The sequence below is a fragment of the Thalassospira sp. CA1 genome (assembly GCF_059052855.1).
The window spans coordinates 165,328-181,030 of the sequence record NZ_JBZCIA010000007.1 but is presented as its reverse complement, the minus strand read 5'-3'; the positions used below and the strand labels follow the sequence as shown (position 1 = coordinate 181,030).

General features: G+C 54.7%; 15 protein-coding genes. 5 read left to right on the top strand and 10 right to left on the bottom strand.

What is annotated here, in order from left to right; all coding sequences use genetic code 11:
• Positions 1–24: 24 nt before the first annotated feature.
• Entirely contained in the window at positions 25–1,164 is a 1,140-nt protein-coding gene (locus AC5Q5A_RS13555; RefSeq protein ID WP_493895603.1) for a DUF1513 domain-containing protein, read from the top strand.
• A 458-nt stretch (positions 1,165–1,622) separates the two neighbouring features.
• On the opposite strand, the gene AC5Q5A_RS13550 is transcribed toward AC5Q5A_RS13555, so the two are convergent.
• Genes AC5Q5A_RS13550 through AC5Q5A_RS13525 form a run of 6 tightly spaced genes read right to left on the bottom strand, consistent with a single transcriptional unit; the run spans position 1,623 to position 5,813 of the window.
• Entirely contained in the window at positions 1,623–2,381 is a 759-nt protein-coding gene (locus AC5Q5A_RS13550; RefSeq protein WP_493895602.1) for an IclR family transcriptional regulator, read from the bottom strand.
• 41 nt (positions 2,382–2,422) lie between these two features.
• The gene (locus AC5Q5A_RS13545) at positions 2,423–2,809 is read right to left on the bottom strand and encodes a RidA family protein (protein ID WP_493895601.1); all 387 of its coding nucleotides are present in this window, start codon (positions 2,807–2,809) and stop codon (positions 2,423–2,425) included.
• Between the two features lie 19 nt (positions 2,810–2,828).
• Positions 2,829–3,593, bottom strand: a complete 765-nt coding sequence (locus tag AC5Q5A_RS13540) for an amino acid ABC transporter ATP-binding protein (RefSeq protein WP_286790891.1) — start codon at positions 3,591–3,593, stop codon at positions 2,829–2,831.
• A gap of 10 nt (positions 3,594–3,603) precedes the next feature.
• Positions 3,604–4,263, bottom strand: a complete 660-nt coding sequence (locus AC5Q5A_RS13535; RefSeq protein ID WP_493895600.1) for an amino acid ABC transporter permease — start codon at positions 4,261–4,263, stop codon at positions 3,604–3,606.
• A gap of 11 nt (positions 4,264–4,274) precedes the next feature.
• Entirely contained in the window at positions 4,275–4,937 is a 663-nt protein-coding gene (locus tag AC5Q5A_RS13530; RefSeq protein ID WP_493895599.1) for an amino acid ABC transporter permease, read from the bottom strand.
• A 27-nt stretch (positions 4,938–4,964) separates the two neighbouring features.
• The gene (locus tag AC5Q5A_RS13525) at positions 4,965–5,813 is read right to left on the bottom strand and encodes a transporter substrate-binding protein (RefSeq protein ID WP_493895598.1); all 849 of its coding nucleotides are present in this window, start codon (positions 5,811–5,813) and stop codon (positions 4,965–4,967) included.
• 172 nt (positions 5,814–5,985) lie between these two features.
• Between AC5Q5A_RS13525 and AC5Q5A_RS13520 the strand changes: the two genes are divergently transcribed.
• Entirely contained in the window at positions 5,986–7,032 is a 1,047-nt protein-coding gene (locus tag AC5Q5A_RS13520; RefSeq protein WP_493895597.1) for a D-TA family PLP-dependent enzyme, read from the top strand.
• 21 nt (positions 7,033–7,053) lie between these two features.
• Complete coding sequence (locus AC5Q5A_RS13515; RefSeq protein WP_493895596.1) at positions 7,054–7,965, top strand: sugar kinase; 912 nt, start codon at positions 7,054–7,056, stop codon at positions 7,963–7,965.
• 81 nt (positions 7,966–8,046) lie between these two features.
• On the opposite strand, the gene AC5Q5A_RS13510 is transcribed toward AC5Q5A_RS13515, so the two are convergent.
• The 3 genes from AC5Q5A_RS13510 to AC5Q5A_RS13500 form a co-directional block, all read right to left on the bottom strand.
• Entirely contained in the window at positions 8,047–10,452 is a 2,406-nt protein-coding gene (locus AC5Q5A_RS13510) for a heavy metal translocating P-type ATPase (protein WP_493895595.1), read from the bottom strand.
• A gap of 130 nt (positions 10,453–10,582) precedes the next feature.
• The gene (locus tag AC5Q5A_RS13505; protein WP_493895594.1) at positions 10,583–11,593 is read right to left on the bottom strand and encodes a sulfotransferase family protein; all 1,011 of its coding nucleotides are present in this window, start codon (positions 11,591–11,593) and stop codon (positions 10,583–10,585) included.
• A gap of 58 nt (positions 11,594–11,651) precedes the next feature.
• The gene (locus AC5Q5A_RS13500; RefSeq protein WP_493895593.1) at positions 11,652–12,086 is read right to left on the bottom strand and encodes an ArsR/SmtB family transcription factor; all 435 of its coding nucleotides are present in this window, start codon (positions 12,084–12,086) and stop codon (positions 11,652–11,654) included.
• 177 nt (positions 12,087–12,263) lie between these two features.
• On the opposite strand from AC5Q5A_RS13500, the gene AC5Q5A_RS13495 reads away from it, so the two are divergent.
• Positions 12,264–12,818, top strand: a complete 555-nt coding sequence (locus AC5Q5A_RS13495; protein WP_493895592.1) for a DUF2975 domain-containing protein — start codon at positions 12,264–12,266, stop codon at positions 12,816–12,818.
• Entirely contained in the window at positions 12,818–13,024 is a 207-nt protein-coding gene (locus tag AC5Q5A_RS13490) for a helix-turn-helix domain-containing protein (RefSeq protein ID WP_493895591.1), read from the top strand. The genes AC5Q5A_RS13495 and AC5Q5A_RS13490 overlap by 1 nt, the downstream gene beginning before the upstream one ends.
• Before the next feature lie 56 nt (positions 13,025–13,080).
• Here AC5Q5A_RS13490 and AC5Q5A_RS13485 read toward each other — a convergent pair whose 3' ends face one another.
• The gene (locus tag AC5Q5A_RS13485; RefSeq protein WP_493895590.1) at positions 13,081–15,534 is read right to left on the bottom strand and encodes a GcvT family protein; all 2,454 of its coding nucleotides are present in this window, start codon (positions 15,532–15,534) and stop codon (positions 13,081–13,083) included.
• Positions 15,535–15,703 lie beyond the last annotated feature (169 nt).

Below are 15,703 nucleotides of genomic sequence, written 5' to 3'. Positions count from 1 at the left end.
GGCTCAGACGGCAGGAGATCAAAGATGGCATATCAACGTCGCAGCTTCCTGAAACTCATGGGTGTTGGCGGGGCCTTCACCCTGTTACCGATGGGTCTTGCCCGTGCGGCAACCACACCAAACCCCGAAGACCGCGCAGTTTATATTTCCGCCAGTGCCGGGGATGATGGCGATTATTATGTCAGCGCATTTAATGCTTCGGGCAAAATCCTGTTTGAACAGCCCCTGCCCGGCCGTGGCCATGATATCGGCCTGCGCCCCAACCATGTTGATGTCGCCGCCGTTGAGCGCCGTCCGGGGCTTTATGGTCTGATCCTTGATCGCCATACCGGGGATGTGCGCGCCAAACTGCATTGCCCCGAAGACCGCCGGTTTTACGGCCATGCGATCTATTCCAATGATGGGCGCTATCTGTACATCACCGAAAACGATTTCGATCATGCCCGCGGGGTGGTTTCTGTTTGGGATGCCGAGGATGGCTATCGCAGGGTAGCAGAATTCGACAGCTTTGGCACCGGCCCGCATGAACTGCATATTATGCCGGACGGCGAACATCTGGTGATTGCCAATGGCGGGTTGCACACCCATCCCGATCAGGACGGACGCACCCCACTTAATATCAGCTCGATGCAACCAAACCTGTCGATCATTGATCGCCGGACCGGCAAGCTTGTTCATCAGGCGGCCCTTAAACATGACTGGCACAAACTTTCGATCCGCCATCTTGATGTCGCATCGAATGGCACGATTGCCGCTGGCTTCCAGTATCAGGGCGATCTGACCGATCAGTTGCCACTTGTCGGCGTCTGGCAACCGGGATCAGACATCCGCCCGATTGAGGCCCCGGATACGGTTCAGTACCGCATGCGGCAATATTGCGGGTCGGTGCGATTTGATGCATCGGGTCAGGTGTTTGGCATTTCCTGCCCGCGTGGCGGACTTGTGACCTTTTGGGATGCGCAAACCAATGACTTCCTGACCCATATCGCCGCCCCGGATGGTTGCGGACTTGCCGCAACGGATCGGGCCGGTGAATTTGTTGGCACCAGTGGCCTTGGCAATGGTTGGCGAATGGATGCGATTCGCCGTAAGCGGGTGGAACTACCCGACGATTCCTTGAAATCGCAACACTGGGACAATCATTTACGCCGGATTATTGCCTGAACAAACCCGACGATAAAACCATTCAAAACCCGCACAAACACTGCGGGTTTTTCTATTTCCGACATCTGGATATCGCGGAAATCCGGGCATAAACACCGCGCTTAACCAACTGTTTTTGTCGGGATATTTATATCAGAAAGGCATCAACCAAAAGTTTTTCGCAAATGAGAACGATTTTCACTTGCGTCGGTGTTTTTTCTTACCTATAACGGGTCTCGACACAGCCCGCGAATGAAACCCATTCGCACTTGTCCCCAAGCGGCTTGTCTCTCAGACCTATGGGTCCTCTCTCCCCATAGGCCTCTCAAGGTGGAAAAGCGGTGGTTATCGATGCGGGAAACGATAACCGCCGCTTTCTCTTTTCCGGGCAAAGTTCCGCGACAACACCAAGACGTAAAAACAAAAACACCCGGACGATTGATCCGGGTGATGTGTTTATCGACCGGTGCCCTATGGGATCAGACGGTTTTGGAAAGCTTGTCGCCCGCGCTCTGAAGCACGTTTTTATAGAGATCATAGTTTTTACGCGCATCGTCCTTGGGGGCGACGATACACAGCGTGGCAGAACAGATACCGCTTTGATTATAGACCGGTGCGGCAAAGCAATGGGTGAAGGTATCAACAATGCTGTCGAACGAGAAAAAGCGTTCGTCATGCGCGCGGCGGATTTCGGCGATATAGGCAGCAATATCCATTTGACGCCCGTCGGGCTGGATAAAGTCCTCAGCCGGGATCAGATCACGGATTTCCTGATCACTCAGGTGCCCCAGCAAAAGCCGGCCTGACGCCGTCCATGGAATGGCGGTCCGTTCCCCAACATCAGCAGAAATGCGAAATGGACGGCTGCCTTCGCGTTGCAGGGCCACCGTGTATTTGTTGCCATCCAGCATACAAAACTGTGAGGTTTCCTTGGTGCTTGCGGTGATTTCATCAAGAACCCCGGCCGCTTGCCGGGTCAGATCGAAATAATCACGATAGGCAAGGCCGAGGAAATAAACCCGCCGCCCCAAAAAGACCGAGCCATTGGCATCGGTCACTTCAAGCATGCCATGATCAATCAGCGTGCCGATCAGATCGTAAACCGTCGAGGTTGGCGCGCCCAAAGCCTGGGCGATTTCGGCAGGACGCTGAGAGGTTCTGACATCGCGCAGATGGTCCAGAATATCGAACGCACGATCAATGCCGCGCGCGCGCTTTCGTATCTGCTGTTCCGTCATAAACCCCTCATGTAACGTCTTAGCGCAATAATTGCAGACTGTTATGCCTTACGAAAGGCGATGCAGTCGACCTCTACTTTGCAGTCAACAACCATCGAGGACTGCACGCAGGCACGTGCCGGGGGATTTTCGCTGAAATATTCCTCGAACACGCCATTGAACGACCAGAAATCACGCGCGTCATCAAGCCAGACACCAATGCGTATGATGTCAGCCGCGGTATAACCGGCATCTTCAACGATTTTGAGCATATTCTCAATCGCGATCCGGGACTGTTCGACAATGCCGTTGCCGACAACTTCGCCGTCACGCATCGGGGTCTGGCCGGACACATAAAGCCAGCCATCGGCTTCGGTGGCCTTGGCAAACGGCAACGCCTTCTGACCGTTGCCCTTACCTTCGCCAACACCGTGTCTTTTAATGCTCATAAAAAATATCTCCTGGTTCTTAAAATTCAGAATTTGCAAGGAAGCCCTGCAAACGTTCAGTTTTCGGCGCACCGAAAATTTGTTCCGGCGTGCCTTCTTCGTGGATGCGCCCCTGATGCATGAACACGACCTTGCTTGAAACATCGCGCGCAAACCGCATCTCGTGCGTCACCAGCAACATGGTCATGCCCTCATTCGCCAGATCACGGACAACTGCCAGCACCTCGGCCACCAGTTCCGGATCAAGTGCGGAAGTCACTTCATCAAACAGCATGATTTGCGGGTTCATCGCGATGGCACGCGCAATTGCGACGCGCTGTTGCTGACCCCCTGAAAGCTGGCCCGGATAGTGATCGCGACGCTGCCCCATACCAACACGCTCAAGCCATTTTTCGGCAATTGCCCGTGCTTCGTCCTTCGGCATTTTCTTGGTCTTGATCAGGCCAAGCATCACGTTGCGTACGGCCGTCATATGCGGGAAAAGATTGAACTGCTGAAAAGCCATGCCGGTCATGGCACGTTGACGGGCAATTTCACGTTCCGACAGCCGGCGACGCTGTCCGCCGTCCTGTTTGTAACCGATAGACTGACCTGCCAGTTCAATCGAGCCCTGCTCAAAATCTTCCAGAAGGTTCACACAGCGCAGAAGCGTGGTCTTGCCCGAACCGGACGATCCGATCAGCGAAACCACATCGCCCTGCTGCATGGTCAGGTCGATGCCCTTAAGCACTTCGACCTTGCCAAAGCTTTTATGAAGGCCGGAAATAGTCAAAATTGGGGACATGATTGCCTCTTTATGGGATCGAAATGCGGCGTTCGACGGCACGACCAGCCTGCTCGATCACGAAGTTCAAAAGGAAATAGACAAAGCCCGCAAAGAGATAGAACTCAAGGCTGAGATAGGTGCGCGAGATGACCTGCTGGGTCGCAAGCAGAAGCTCCACCACGCCAATGATCGAAAGCAGCGTCGATGCCTTGACGATCTCGGTCGCGGTATTGACCCAGGTTGGCAGGATCTGGCGCAAAGCCTGGGGCAGCAGCACATAAACAAAGGTTTTCCCGAATGTCAGACCGACCGATTTGGCAGCTTCGGTCTGGCCTTGCGGAATTGCGGACAAAGCCCCGCGGACGATTTCGCCAACATGGGATGAACAAAACAGCGTCAGTGCCAAAACACCGGCCTGAAACGCCGTCAGGTCAAGACCTACAACCGAAAGGATGTAGAAGCAGGCCAAAATCAGAACAAAGACCGGCGTTCCGCGCAGAAAGTCGATATACAGCCGGACAACAAAGCGAAGCCACTTCGCGCCATATGTCATCGCCAAACCAACGAACACACCAAGGACTGATCCCAGAATAACCGAGGCAACCGAAATCAGGATTGTGTCACCCAGTCCCGAAAGCAGGCTTAGCCGCGCGTTCCACAATTCTGTCAGGAAAAGAGAGAAATTCATCTGATACCCCTTTAGCGTGGAACTGCAAGGCGCAGTTCAAGACGGCGCAGCAGAGCCGCAATCACGTAACAGGCAACCACATAGATCATTGACGCGACCATCCATGTTTCAATCACACGGAAGCTCTCGACATTGATCTTGCGCGCATAAAAGGTCAGTTCCGGCACCGCGATGGCCGCGGCAAGGGAAGTGTCCTTGAACAGCGAAATGAAGTTGTTTGAAAGTGACGGCAGGACATTTCGAAACATCACCGGAATGATGATGTTTGTCTTGATCTTGGATTCCGTCAGACCAATCGCAAGGCCGGCTTCGCGCAGTCCCTTGGGCAACGCAACCAGACCGGACCGGAATACTTCGGCCAGATAGGCCCCGGCATAGATCGACAGCGTAAAGACAAAGGACGATATTTTGTCCAACGCGATACCCAGTTGCGGAAGCGCGAAATAGCAAAACAGAATAAGAACAAGGATCGGGGTATTGCGGATCGCGGAGACGTAAGCCACCGCGATCCAGCGCAAGGTTCTGTGGCGCGAAAGCATCCCGAACGCCGCCAGAAGGCCGATCCCGCATCCAATCGCAATCGAGACAATGGCCAGAAACAGCCCCAGCCCAAGCCCCTCTGCGAGGAGATCCCAGTTACGCCAGATGACGTCAAAGTTGAAATCGTAATTCAAAGCGGAATTCCCGAATGCTTGCGTTGATTACTTGTACTCGACAGGGAAGCCGATTTTCGGCGTTTGGAGCTCTTCACCAAACCAGGTTTTGAAGCTTTCCGCGTAGAACGGGAATTCAACACCGGTCATGCCTTCATGCAGGACGGTATTGACGAAGTTCAACCAACGCTGATCGCCCGGTTTTACACCGCAAGAATAGCTTTGCGGGTTCCAGGCATAGCCAGCATCCTTGTAACGATCCGGGTTCTGAACCATGAACCAGCGAAGCGCAGACTGATCGGTTGCGGCGGCTTCGGCACGACCGGAATTAAGCGCCTGATACATCAGATCAACGCTGTCATACTGATCAACTTCGGCTTCCGGCAGGGCCGCGTGTACCATTTCTTCGGCATAGACGTTCTGCAGAACTGCAACGGTGACATCATCACCACCTTCTTTCAGCGCGTCATAATCGGCGTAGTCGCCGTTTGCCATCAGCAACAGACCAACACCTTCGCGATAGTAGGGAATGGAGAATTCGATCTGCTGGGCACGCTCGGCAGTGACCGTCATGAACTGGCAGGCCATATCGACCTTGTCGGTGACGAGGTTCGGAATACGAGCGTCGCCGGACTGCTGGACATACTCGATCTTGTCCGGGTCGCCAAACAGGGCCTTGGCCACAAGGCGGCCCATATCAACGTCAAAACCTTTGAGCTTGTTGTCTGAATCAACAAAGTGCCACGGCGGGTTGGTCGACCCGGTCCCAAGGACCAGATAGCCGCGATCAAGGACCTGCTGAAGTTTGCTTGTTTCCTGGGCGGATGCAGTGCCGAGTGCCGAAGCCGCCGTCGCGGTCATGACAGTTGCGACCGCCAGAGTTTTAAGAAATGCCATTTTTGTCTCCACTTTCAAATGAGCCACACATTCTTGGATCGTTTTTTGTTTTTCCGTTATAACGGAATACATACCGTTATTTCGGATTTACCCTAGCAGCGGCGTTCAAGATATGTCAATTTCGTTTTGCAAAAAGCTGAGAGCGCCAACCTCAAACCAATCAGGAACCAGCATGCTCGACACCCCCTGCCTTGTGATTGACCTCCCCGTCGTTGACGAAAACATTGCGCGTTTCCAAAACCTTGCCGATGCGGCGGGTCTGAAGACACGCCCGCATATCAAGACGCACAAACTGCCGTTTTTTGCCAAACGACAGATTGAGGCCGGGGCAATCGGCATCACCTGCCAGAAGATTGGCGAGGCCGAGGTTATGGTTGAGGGCGGACTCCGCGACATATTGCTGACCTACAACGTCATCGGTGCTGCCAAACTTGATCGTCTGGCAGCACTGGCGCGCAAATGCACCCTGTCAGTCACCTGTGACAATCTGACCGTTGCCAAGGGACTGTCGGCGCGCTTTGCCAATGAAGAAACCGAGTTGACCGTTCTTGTGGAATGCGACACCGGCGCAGGACGGTGTGGCGTGCAAAGCCCGACTGACGCCGCTGAACTCGCAGCAAAGATAAATGATCTGCCCGGACTGCGGTTTGGCGGGCTGATGACCTATCCGCCAATGGATCATGCAGACAATGTCGACAAATGGCTGAGTGATGCCAAACAACGTCTCGAGGACGCAGGGCTCCCCTGCCCGGTTGTTTCAACCGGTGGCACGCCAAATCTGGACGCCCTGCCCGCATTTGATCACGCAACTGAACACCGTGCCGGGACCTACATTTACAATGACCGTTCCCTGATTGCGCGCGGCGCATGTGGCGTTGAAAACTGTGCCGCAGTTGTTAAGACCACCGTGGTTTCCCGCCCGACGAAAACCCGCGCCATCATTGATGCAGGATCAAAGGCGCTGAGTTCCGACCTGCTGGGCCTAGAGGGCTTTGGGATGGTTCGAGAGGCACCGGATGCGTCGATTGTCGGCCTGTCCGAAGAACACGGCATCATTGAACTTGGTGACAGCGATTGGGACCCGGCAGTTGGTGACGTGATTTCGATTATCCCCAATCACATCTGCGTCGTGACCAACCTGTTTCCAACCGTCTGGATCAAGGATCAGAACGGCGAAATGACAGAAATGCCGGTCGCTGCACGCGGCATGCTGCGTTAATCCGCATCAGGGAGTTTTGTGATGTCTGTTGATGTCATTTGCATTGGCGAAGCTATGGGCGAGATTTCATTCGACCCAGCAGGAAACGCCAGCGTCAAGGTTGGCGGTGATACGTTTAATACTGCGGTCTATCTTGGTCGCCTTGGGATCAAGTGCGCCTTTGCCTCTGCCGTCGGCGAAGACCCGTTTGGTGAGCAGATCCGGTCTGTGCTGAAAGACAACAACGTCAGCGATGCATTCCTGATCAGCACGGATCAGGCAAATACCGGACTTTATTCGATCACCAACCGGGCGGATGGCGAACGCTTTTTCCACTACTGGCGCAATCAGTCGGCCGCACGCCAAACGATTTCACTGGCAAGCCCGGCCTACCTAAAGGCGCTTGAAGATGCGCCGTGGCTGTATCTTTCCGGGATCAGCTTGCATGTGCTGGAAGATGACACCACGCCGCTGTTTCAGACCCTTCAGTCCCACAAAGACAAGGGTGGCAAGATTGCCTTTGATGGCAATTTCCGCCCCAAGCTTTGGTCTGGCAAGGAAGAACAGGCGCGCGAGGCATACGCCCGCATCACCGCACTTGCCGATGTCATGATGCCAACATTCGATGATGAACAGCTTCTTTGGGGTGATGAAACGGCGCAAGACACCGTGAACCGGATTGCCAAGCTGAGTCCTGCCCAGATTGTCGTCAAACAGGGGGAGCAAGGTTGCCTGCTTTATGACGGTGGGGGAACCCGACATGTCCCGATCCCGGAACCGGTCCCCCCGATTGATACGACCGCCGCCGGTGACAGCTTTAACGCAGGCTTCATGGCAGGCTTGCTCAAGGGACAGGACGGCGTGACAGCAACGCTTGCCGGACACAAGCTTGCCAGCAAGGTCATCACCCATCGCGGAGCAATCATTCCAGCCGAGATGATGGCAGAACTTTAAGCACCGGAACAAACCATTATTACAGCAAAAAGCCCGGCATCACGCCGGGCTTTGTTTGTTATTGCATGAATTCTTTGTAATCTATGCCTTTCGCAAGGCGATCAACAATCTCAGCGAATTAATTGTCACCAGAACCGTCGCCCCGGTGTCGGCCAGAACGGCAAGCCAGAGCCCGGTCAGACCGGTGATCGATGTCACCAGAAAGACCGCCTTAAGCCCCAATGCAATCGTGATGTTTTCACGAATCACCCGGCGTGCCGCACGCGACAGCTTCACCAGATTGACCACATCACCCAGCCGATCCTTGACCGCCACCGCATCGGCGGCCTCAAGCGCGATATCCGTACCCCCGCCAATCGCGATACCAACATCAGCGGATTTCAATGCCGGGGCATCGTTGATACCATCCCCGACCATCGCCACGGGGCCTGATCGTCTCGGATCATCCCGCAACTCCGCCAAGGCATTCAATTTGTCTTCGGGCATCAGTTCGGCGCGATACTCCATGCCAAGCTCTGCGGCCATGCGTTTGGCAACCCGATCCGAATCGCCTGTTAACATCACAGGCGTGATGTTAAGCCTGTTAAGTTCACCAAGCGCGTTCTTCGCGTCACTGCGCGCAACATCGCGCAAGGCAAGGGCACCGATCACCTGCCCGTCTTTCAGGATCACGACGGCAGTGCTGCCGTCATCTTCTTGCGCGGTAAGCCAATCACCGATTTCACCATCGGGCATACCGCTCAGACGCTTGGCTGCCCCGACCTGATACAAAGCACCGTCAATCCGGCCTTCGACACCGGCCCCCGCGATGGTTCTGGCCTGCTCGACCACGGGCAGATCAAGATTGCGATCTTCTGCTGCCGCGACCACTGCACGGGCCAAGGGGTGGGATGTGACGGCTTCAAGGGCAGCAGCGATGGTCAAAACACCGTTCTCGCCATAGCCCTCTGCCGTCTTGATCGCACTTAGCTTTGGCTTGCCTTCGGTCAGCGTCCCGGTCTTGTCGAACGCCATGGTGCGCACAGCGCCAATCAGTTCCAACCCGGCACCGCCCTTGACCAAAAGGCCGATCTTGGTCGCCCGCGCCAAAGCAGAGGTCACTGCAGCCGGCGTTGAAATCACCAGCGCACAGGGGCACCCGATCAGAAGCAGCGCCAGACCACGATAGATCCACTCTTCCCAGCCCTGCCCGAACAGCAGAGGCGGGATCACGACCGTTGCGAGTGCGAGCCCCATGATGATCGGGGTATAGATGCGGGCAAACTTGGCAACAAAGCGTTCGACAGGGGCCTTGTGCTTTTCGCTTTGCTCAACCAGTTCAATCACGCGATCCAGCATGGTATGCCCGGCGGCCCGAGTGACGGAAATCCTTACCGGGCTGTCTGTGACGATCGCACCAGCAAAGACTTCGGAGCCAGCATCGCTATAGACCGGAACGGACTCACCCGTCAGGTGACTGTTATCGATCTCGGCAGCACCTGCTTCGATTACACCATCGGATGGCACACGCTCGCCCGGGCGAACTTCGATGACATCGCCGATGGCAAGCTGATTGGGCGAGACGGTCTCAAACCCGCTGCCCGCAACCAGACGGGCAGTTTCCGGGGCAAGCTTCATCAGCGCCTTGACCCCGCTTCGCGCCCGACCGGAGGCAACACCTTCAAGCCGCTCGCCAATCGCAAACAGCAACACAACCATCCCGGCCTCAAGACTTTCGCCAATCGCCACTGCACCGATGACGGCGACCGACATCAGAAGCTCGATCGAGAAAATCGCCCCGCTTTGCGCCAGACGAAGTGCCTTTTTCAATACAGGCAGTGCTGCCAACAGGGACGCTACCGACATGGCATATGGCACAGTTGCCGTGAAGATCGCGCCAATCACCCCACCCAACGCAAGGCAGATGGCGGCAAAGGCGATTTCGTCATTATCTGCCGACCATGGGGCCAGACGGCGCAGCAGGCTCTGGGGCGATGATGCAGCGCCAGATTCTCTCCCGTCATCGACCGCAGCACCACCACAGCAGGAGGTACCGCAGGCTGATTTTTCAGAACCTTTGCCGGTCGCTGCACCTGTCTGCTCTGCAGGATAGCCGAGCTTACCAAGGGTTGGCGCAACCGATTGGCTTTGCGCTGCCTGGTTGGCGACAAAGCCGAGTGTCACGCTTTCACGCATCATCGAAACGTCGACACAGGAAACACCATCCATCCGGCTCAGAGCGGTTTCGATCTTGGCCACACATGACCCGCAATCCATGCCCGAAACATGCCACTGGTAATGAACGATCCCGTTTTCATGATCCTTGAGGATTTTTTGGAAGGTGGTGTTGTCGTCATCGTCAAGCTGGGTCGACGTTGATATCCCCTGCCCGTCATCGGAAAAGCTTTGATGTGGCATCGCCTGCGCAAGCGCAGAGATGACGGTTTCCCGGCAATGTGCACAGGAACCGACAGTCGGCAGGTCCGTCCATTTCGCGATGAAAGACATCCATCACCTCAAACAATCAAATTTTCATTCATGTATTAAGGCAAACGTATTTTGCAGATGGACGACTGTCAAGGACATTCAAACAACCATTTGAATGTCCTTATTGCATATTCAGCACCCGATGAGGTTTTCAGGTATAGTCGTGACGTGACATCCACGCCTTCAGATCCTCTGACAGTGCATCCTGGATTTCAGGATCACTTTCTGAACGGCCAATATGCGCGGCATCACTTTTAACGAGCTGCTGGTTGAATTCATTGGGAACATTTAGAAATTCGGCAAGCTTTGCGAGTGTTTCTTCTGGTTGCTCTACAAGGTCCTCCATACGGACCGTCAGGGTCAAATGCTCTGGTAAACCTGCCATCAGCTTTTCAGCAGCCAGCAAGTTCGAGCAGATATATTGCTCTGCCAACTTCACATCGGACGGGAACCAGACCTGTTTGACGTAGGAACTGATCGTATCCGCCGGCGATCGGATCATGTTCACAAACCGCATATCAGGGAACAGCTCTGCAAGGAAATCGACGGCAAGTGAGTTCGACGGCGTATCATCGACCCAACGCAATTGCGATTTGCCGCCATAGAGATCGCAAATGAAATTCCGTGCAATATTCACCATTTCTGCACGATCAAACTGTCGCGTGACAAAAAAGGGCCTCAGCAATCCGTCTGTATCGACAATCCCGTTCTGATCGATATGCACAGTCAGTTTTTTGACGAGCTCATTCACACACTTATCAAAATTGGCAAGCCCGAAACCCTGTCCGATCGCGTGGATAGACCCGTTCGCCTGCGGGTGTTGACGTTGCACATGTTCAAACGCTTGATGAAATGATGCACCATTTGCGGTCATTTGGCTTTTAACCTGCTCATTCAGAGCCGCTTCCCGGAAAGCCAAACTGCGCAACTTTTGTGCCCTTGCATAAAAGTGCAGAATGGCGAAATGGCGTCGCATAAGATCGGGCATTCCGGACAAATCACGTATGAGATCACGCAAACCGGCGCGCTCGACGATGAGCTTGTTCTCGTGAACAGGTAGATGGAACGCGGGATGAGATCCGATTAAGTCCCCCATGAGAGAAGTTCCACTTCGGCCACTACCACCTACGAAAACAGGTAATACCAATGGGTTCTGGCTCATGGTTCTCGCGTATCCTTATTTTAAATTGGCATTGAGAACAAAGACGTCCTGCAATTAACTAGTCGTGCGTCACATGCGCAAAGGTATCACGCACCACGCGTGAGATATGATCATCATCGATCTGATAAAGGATATGACGTCCGCGTCTTTCAGAGGCCAGAATGCGCTGATCGCGTAAATGGCGCAGATGATGGCTGCATAGCGATTGCGACATATTGGTTGCTTCTGCCAGTTCCGAAACAGTCTGAGGCTTTTCCATGCAGCGCAGAACAAGCTGCAAACGCCCGGCATCCCCCAACAGCGCAAAAATCTTTGCCGCCGCCTCAATATCGGGCAGCGAGAGCGCCTGTCCGGTTGCGCGTGATGCATCGCGGGTTACAGCTTCTCCCTGTTTGGTGCTCAGACCAAGGCGGGCTGCAGTGTCGCATTCCTGACAACCATCTGCATCGGTTACGCTAACGGACGTATTGTTTTTTGTTTTGCTCTCTGACATGTGGGTTATTTTCCATGCCTTCCGCCACAAGGCAAGAGACACGTGAAAATTAGCGCGGAACAAGCCTCCTGATATCGCATCGAAAATAAACCACATTGACTCATTTCGATAATTTATTCATGTTTTGCATTAATTAAATCAAACAATTCGAAATAATATCACTCTGGAGCCCCACACATGTCAAACGTAGAAACCACTGATACACTCAAGAATGTGCGCACCATCAGCACCGTTCTCTATTGGATCTGCGCCATCGCGATCATTTTTCAGTTCCTCGTCGTACCACTCGTCTGGTATGCGCCGGGTTGGGTTGAAGCCAGCACCAGCCAGATGACCGTCAGCCTAGCCGATCTTCACGCCCTGTCCGGTTCGCAGAAATACGCCACCATGGCGGTGATGATGATCCCGTCACTTGTTTTGGCCTATGGCCTGTATCGCTTGCGCAAGATGTTTGGTGCCTTCGCTCATAACGCCATTTTCCAGCCTGAACCCATCAGGCACCTCAAGGCATTTGGTATTGCCCTTCTGGCGCAAACCCTGATCAAACCGCTGACCGGTGCTGCCACCTCGGTCCTTGCGACTTTCCATCGCCCGGCAGGTGAACGGGTTCTGTCGATCGGGCTGAGCAATGCCGAGGCCAGCACGCTGTTTCTGGGCGGGCTGATCATCGTCATTGCCTGGGTGCTGGGCGAAGCCGCCCGCATTGATGACGAAAATCGGAGCTTCGTCTAATGGCCATTATTGTTCGGCTGGACGTCATGCTAGCCACCCGCAAGATGAAATCCAAGGACCTCGCCGCCCGGATCGGGATCAGCGAACAGAACCTGTCGCTTTTGAAGTCCGGCAAAGTCCGCGGTGTGCGATTTGAAACGCTTGCTGCCATTTGCAGGGAACTTGATTGCCAACCCGGTGATCTTCTGGAGTTTCAACCAGACTAGTGCCCGGCCACTGCATGCTGACCGAGCACGACAAACTTCGAAGAAGTTCCCTGCTTCTACGACTTCACCCGATCCCCGGATGGGTCGTAGAACGGACGCAGCGATGCTTGGGCGCCAACCACTGTGCCGGCGACATCAATGCTGTAGTTTGACGCCAGAATGTCGTTGGCAGTTTCGCCTTCACAGCCGATATAACCCATCCCGACGGCAGCACCCAGATGATGACCATAGGCGCCCGATGTAAGGTGACCGACGATTTTACCATCGCGCAAGATCGGTTCGTTATGGAACAAAAGCGGTTCCGGATCACTCAGTCGGAACTGCACGATTCTTCGTTCCAAACCACTGTCGCGCTTGGACAAAACAGCAGCCCGACCGATAAAATCAGGCTTGTCGGTTTTAACCGCAAAGCCAAGCCCGGCCTCAAGAACATGATCTTCACACGTGATGTCATGCCCAAAGTGACGAAAGCCCTTTTCGATCCGGCAACCATCCATCATTTGCAGACCGCACAGTTTCAGGCCATGCCCCTCACCCGCTGCCAGCAGCGTTTCGAAAACATGGGCCGCCATATCGGTGCTGACATAAATCTCCCAGCCCAGTTCCCCGACATAGGAAACACGGTGCGCGCGGGCGATCCCCATGCCGATTTCGATGTCCTGTGCCGTGCCAAACGGATTGGCGGCATTGGAGAAATCGTCGGGCGATACGGCTGATAGCAGATCACGCGATTTCGGCCCCATAACGGCAAGCACTGCTTCGCCCGCTGTGACATCCGTGATGACAACCATATGATCGCCAATATGGCGGCGCATCCACGTTTCATCAGCCAGCCGCGTTGCCGCCGGTGTGACAACAAGATAAGCCAGCTCCGACAGGCGGGTGATGGTTACATCAGCCTCGATCCCGCCCCGCCTATTCAGGAACTGGGTATAGACGATCTTGCCCACCGGAACGTCCATTTCCCCACCGCAGATGTAGTTAAGGAAGGCCGTTGCATCCGGGCCTTCGACACGGATTTTGCCAAAGGACGACATGTCATAGAGGCCAACGCCGGTTCGGATCGCCAGGTGCTCTGCCTTGGCATTGTCAAACCAGTTGGGGCGTTTCCAACTATATTCATATTCCGGTTTTTGCCCCGGGTTGGCGAACCAGTTGGCACGTTCCCAGCCCGCGAACTCGCCGAATACCGCTCCATTCTTTGCCAGATGTTCATGAAGCGGCGAGCGGCGAATACCGCGCGACGTTGCCTTTTGCCGGAATGGATAGTGATCGGCATACAGCAAACCCAGCGTTTCTGACACACGTTCTGTCAGATAGGTCTTGTTACCCTGAAATGGCTGCATGCGGGCAATATCGACATCGCCAAGATCAAATGGCTTCTCGCCGTCTTCCATCCATTGCGCCAGCGCCATCCCGGCCCCACCGGCCGATTGAATGCCGATGGAATTGAACCCGGCCGCCACCCATACATTATCCATGCCCGGCGCCAGACCAAGGTGATAGGCGTCATCGGGTGTGAAGCTTTCCGGGCCATTGAAAAAGGTATGAATGCCGGTCTGCCCCAGAAGCGGCAAACGGTTGATCGCCATTTCAAGAATTGGCTCGAAATGCTCGAAATCGGGCGGGAGTTCATCAAACTCGAAACTGTCGGGAATACCGTTCATGCCCCATGGCTTTGCCTTGGGCTCAAACATTCCCAAAAGGATTTTACCGGCATCCTCCTTGTAATAGGCGCACTCATCGGGCACGCGCAGAACCGGTAAATCACCCAAATCCGGAACGCTATCAGTGACGATGTAATAGTGCTCACATGCATGCAGCGGCACGTTGACCCCGGCCATCTTACCGACATCACGCGCCCACATGCCCGCACAGTTCACCACCATATCGCAGGCAATTTCACCCTGATCGCCATCTTCGGATTGCCAGGATACACCGGTTATGCGCGATCCCGTTTTGGTCATGCTGGTGACTTTGGTGCGGCTATGGGTTTTCGCACCGCGTTTGGTCGCACCGCGTGCCAATGACAACGCGATATTCCCCGGATCCCCCTGCCCGTCCTTTGGCAAATAGACACCCGCGGTTACACCATCCAGATTGACATGCGGGTAATATTCTCCGACCTCGGCGGGCGAAATCTCCTCAATCTCGACGCCAAAGGCACGGGCCATGGCGGCCTGACGAAACAGTTCTTCCTTGCGGTCCTCGGTCAACGCGACGGTGATGGCGCCAACGCGTTTAAAACCTGTAGCAACCCCGGTTTCATCCTCAAGCGTGCCGTAAAGCTCCTGGGAATATTTGGCAAGGCGGGTCATGTTGGCGGTTGCGCGCAACTGGGCGATAAGGCCGGCCGCATGCCATGTGGTGCCAGATGTCAGCTCCTTGCGCTCAAGCAAGACAACATCTTTCCAGCCAAGCTTGGTCAGATGATAGGCCACCGAACAGCCAATCACACCACCGCCGATAATGACCACACGGGCCTTGTCCTGAATATTTGCCAACGCCATAGCCCTTTAATCGAAATGCACTGAAACTTCCGGGGACGCTTTCCTGATCGGATGGCACACCTGCGCCCGAGGGCGGGGTGCTCATATTGTTACCCCGACGCTAGACAACAAGTATGAGCGCGACAAGAGCTGATGGAGCCAAAAGACGGTTTGGCCCTATAAAATCAGT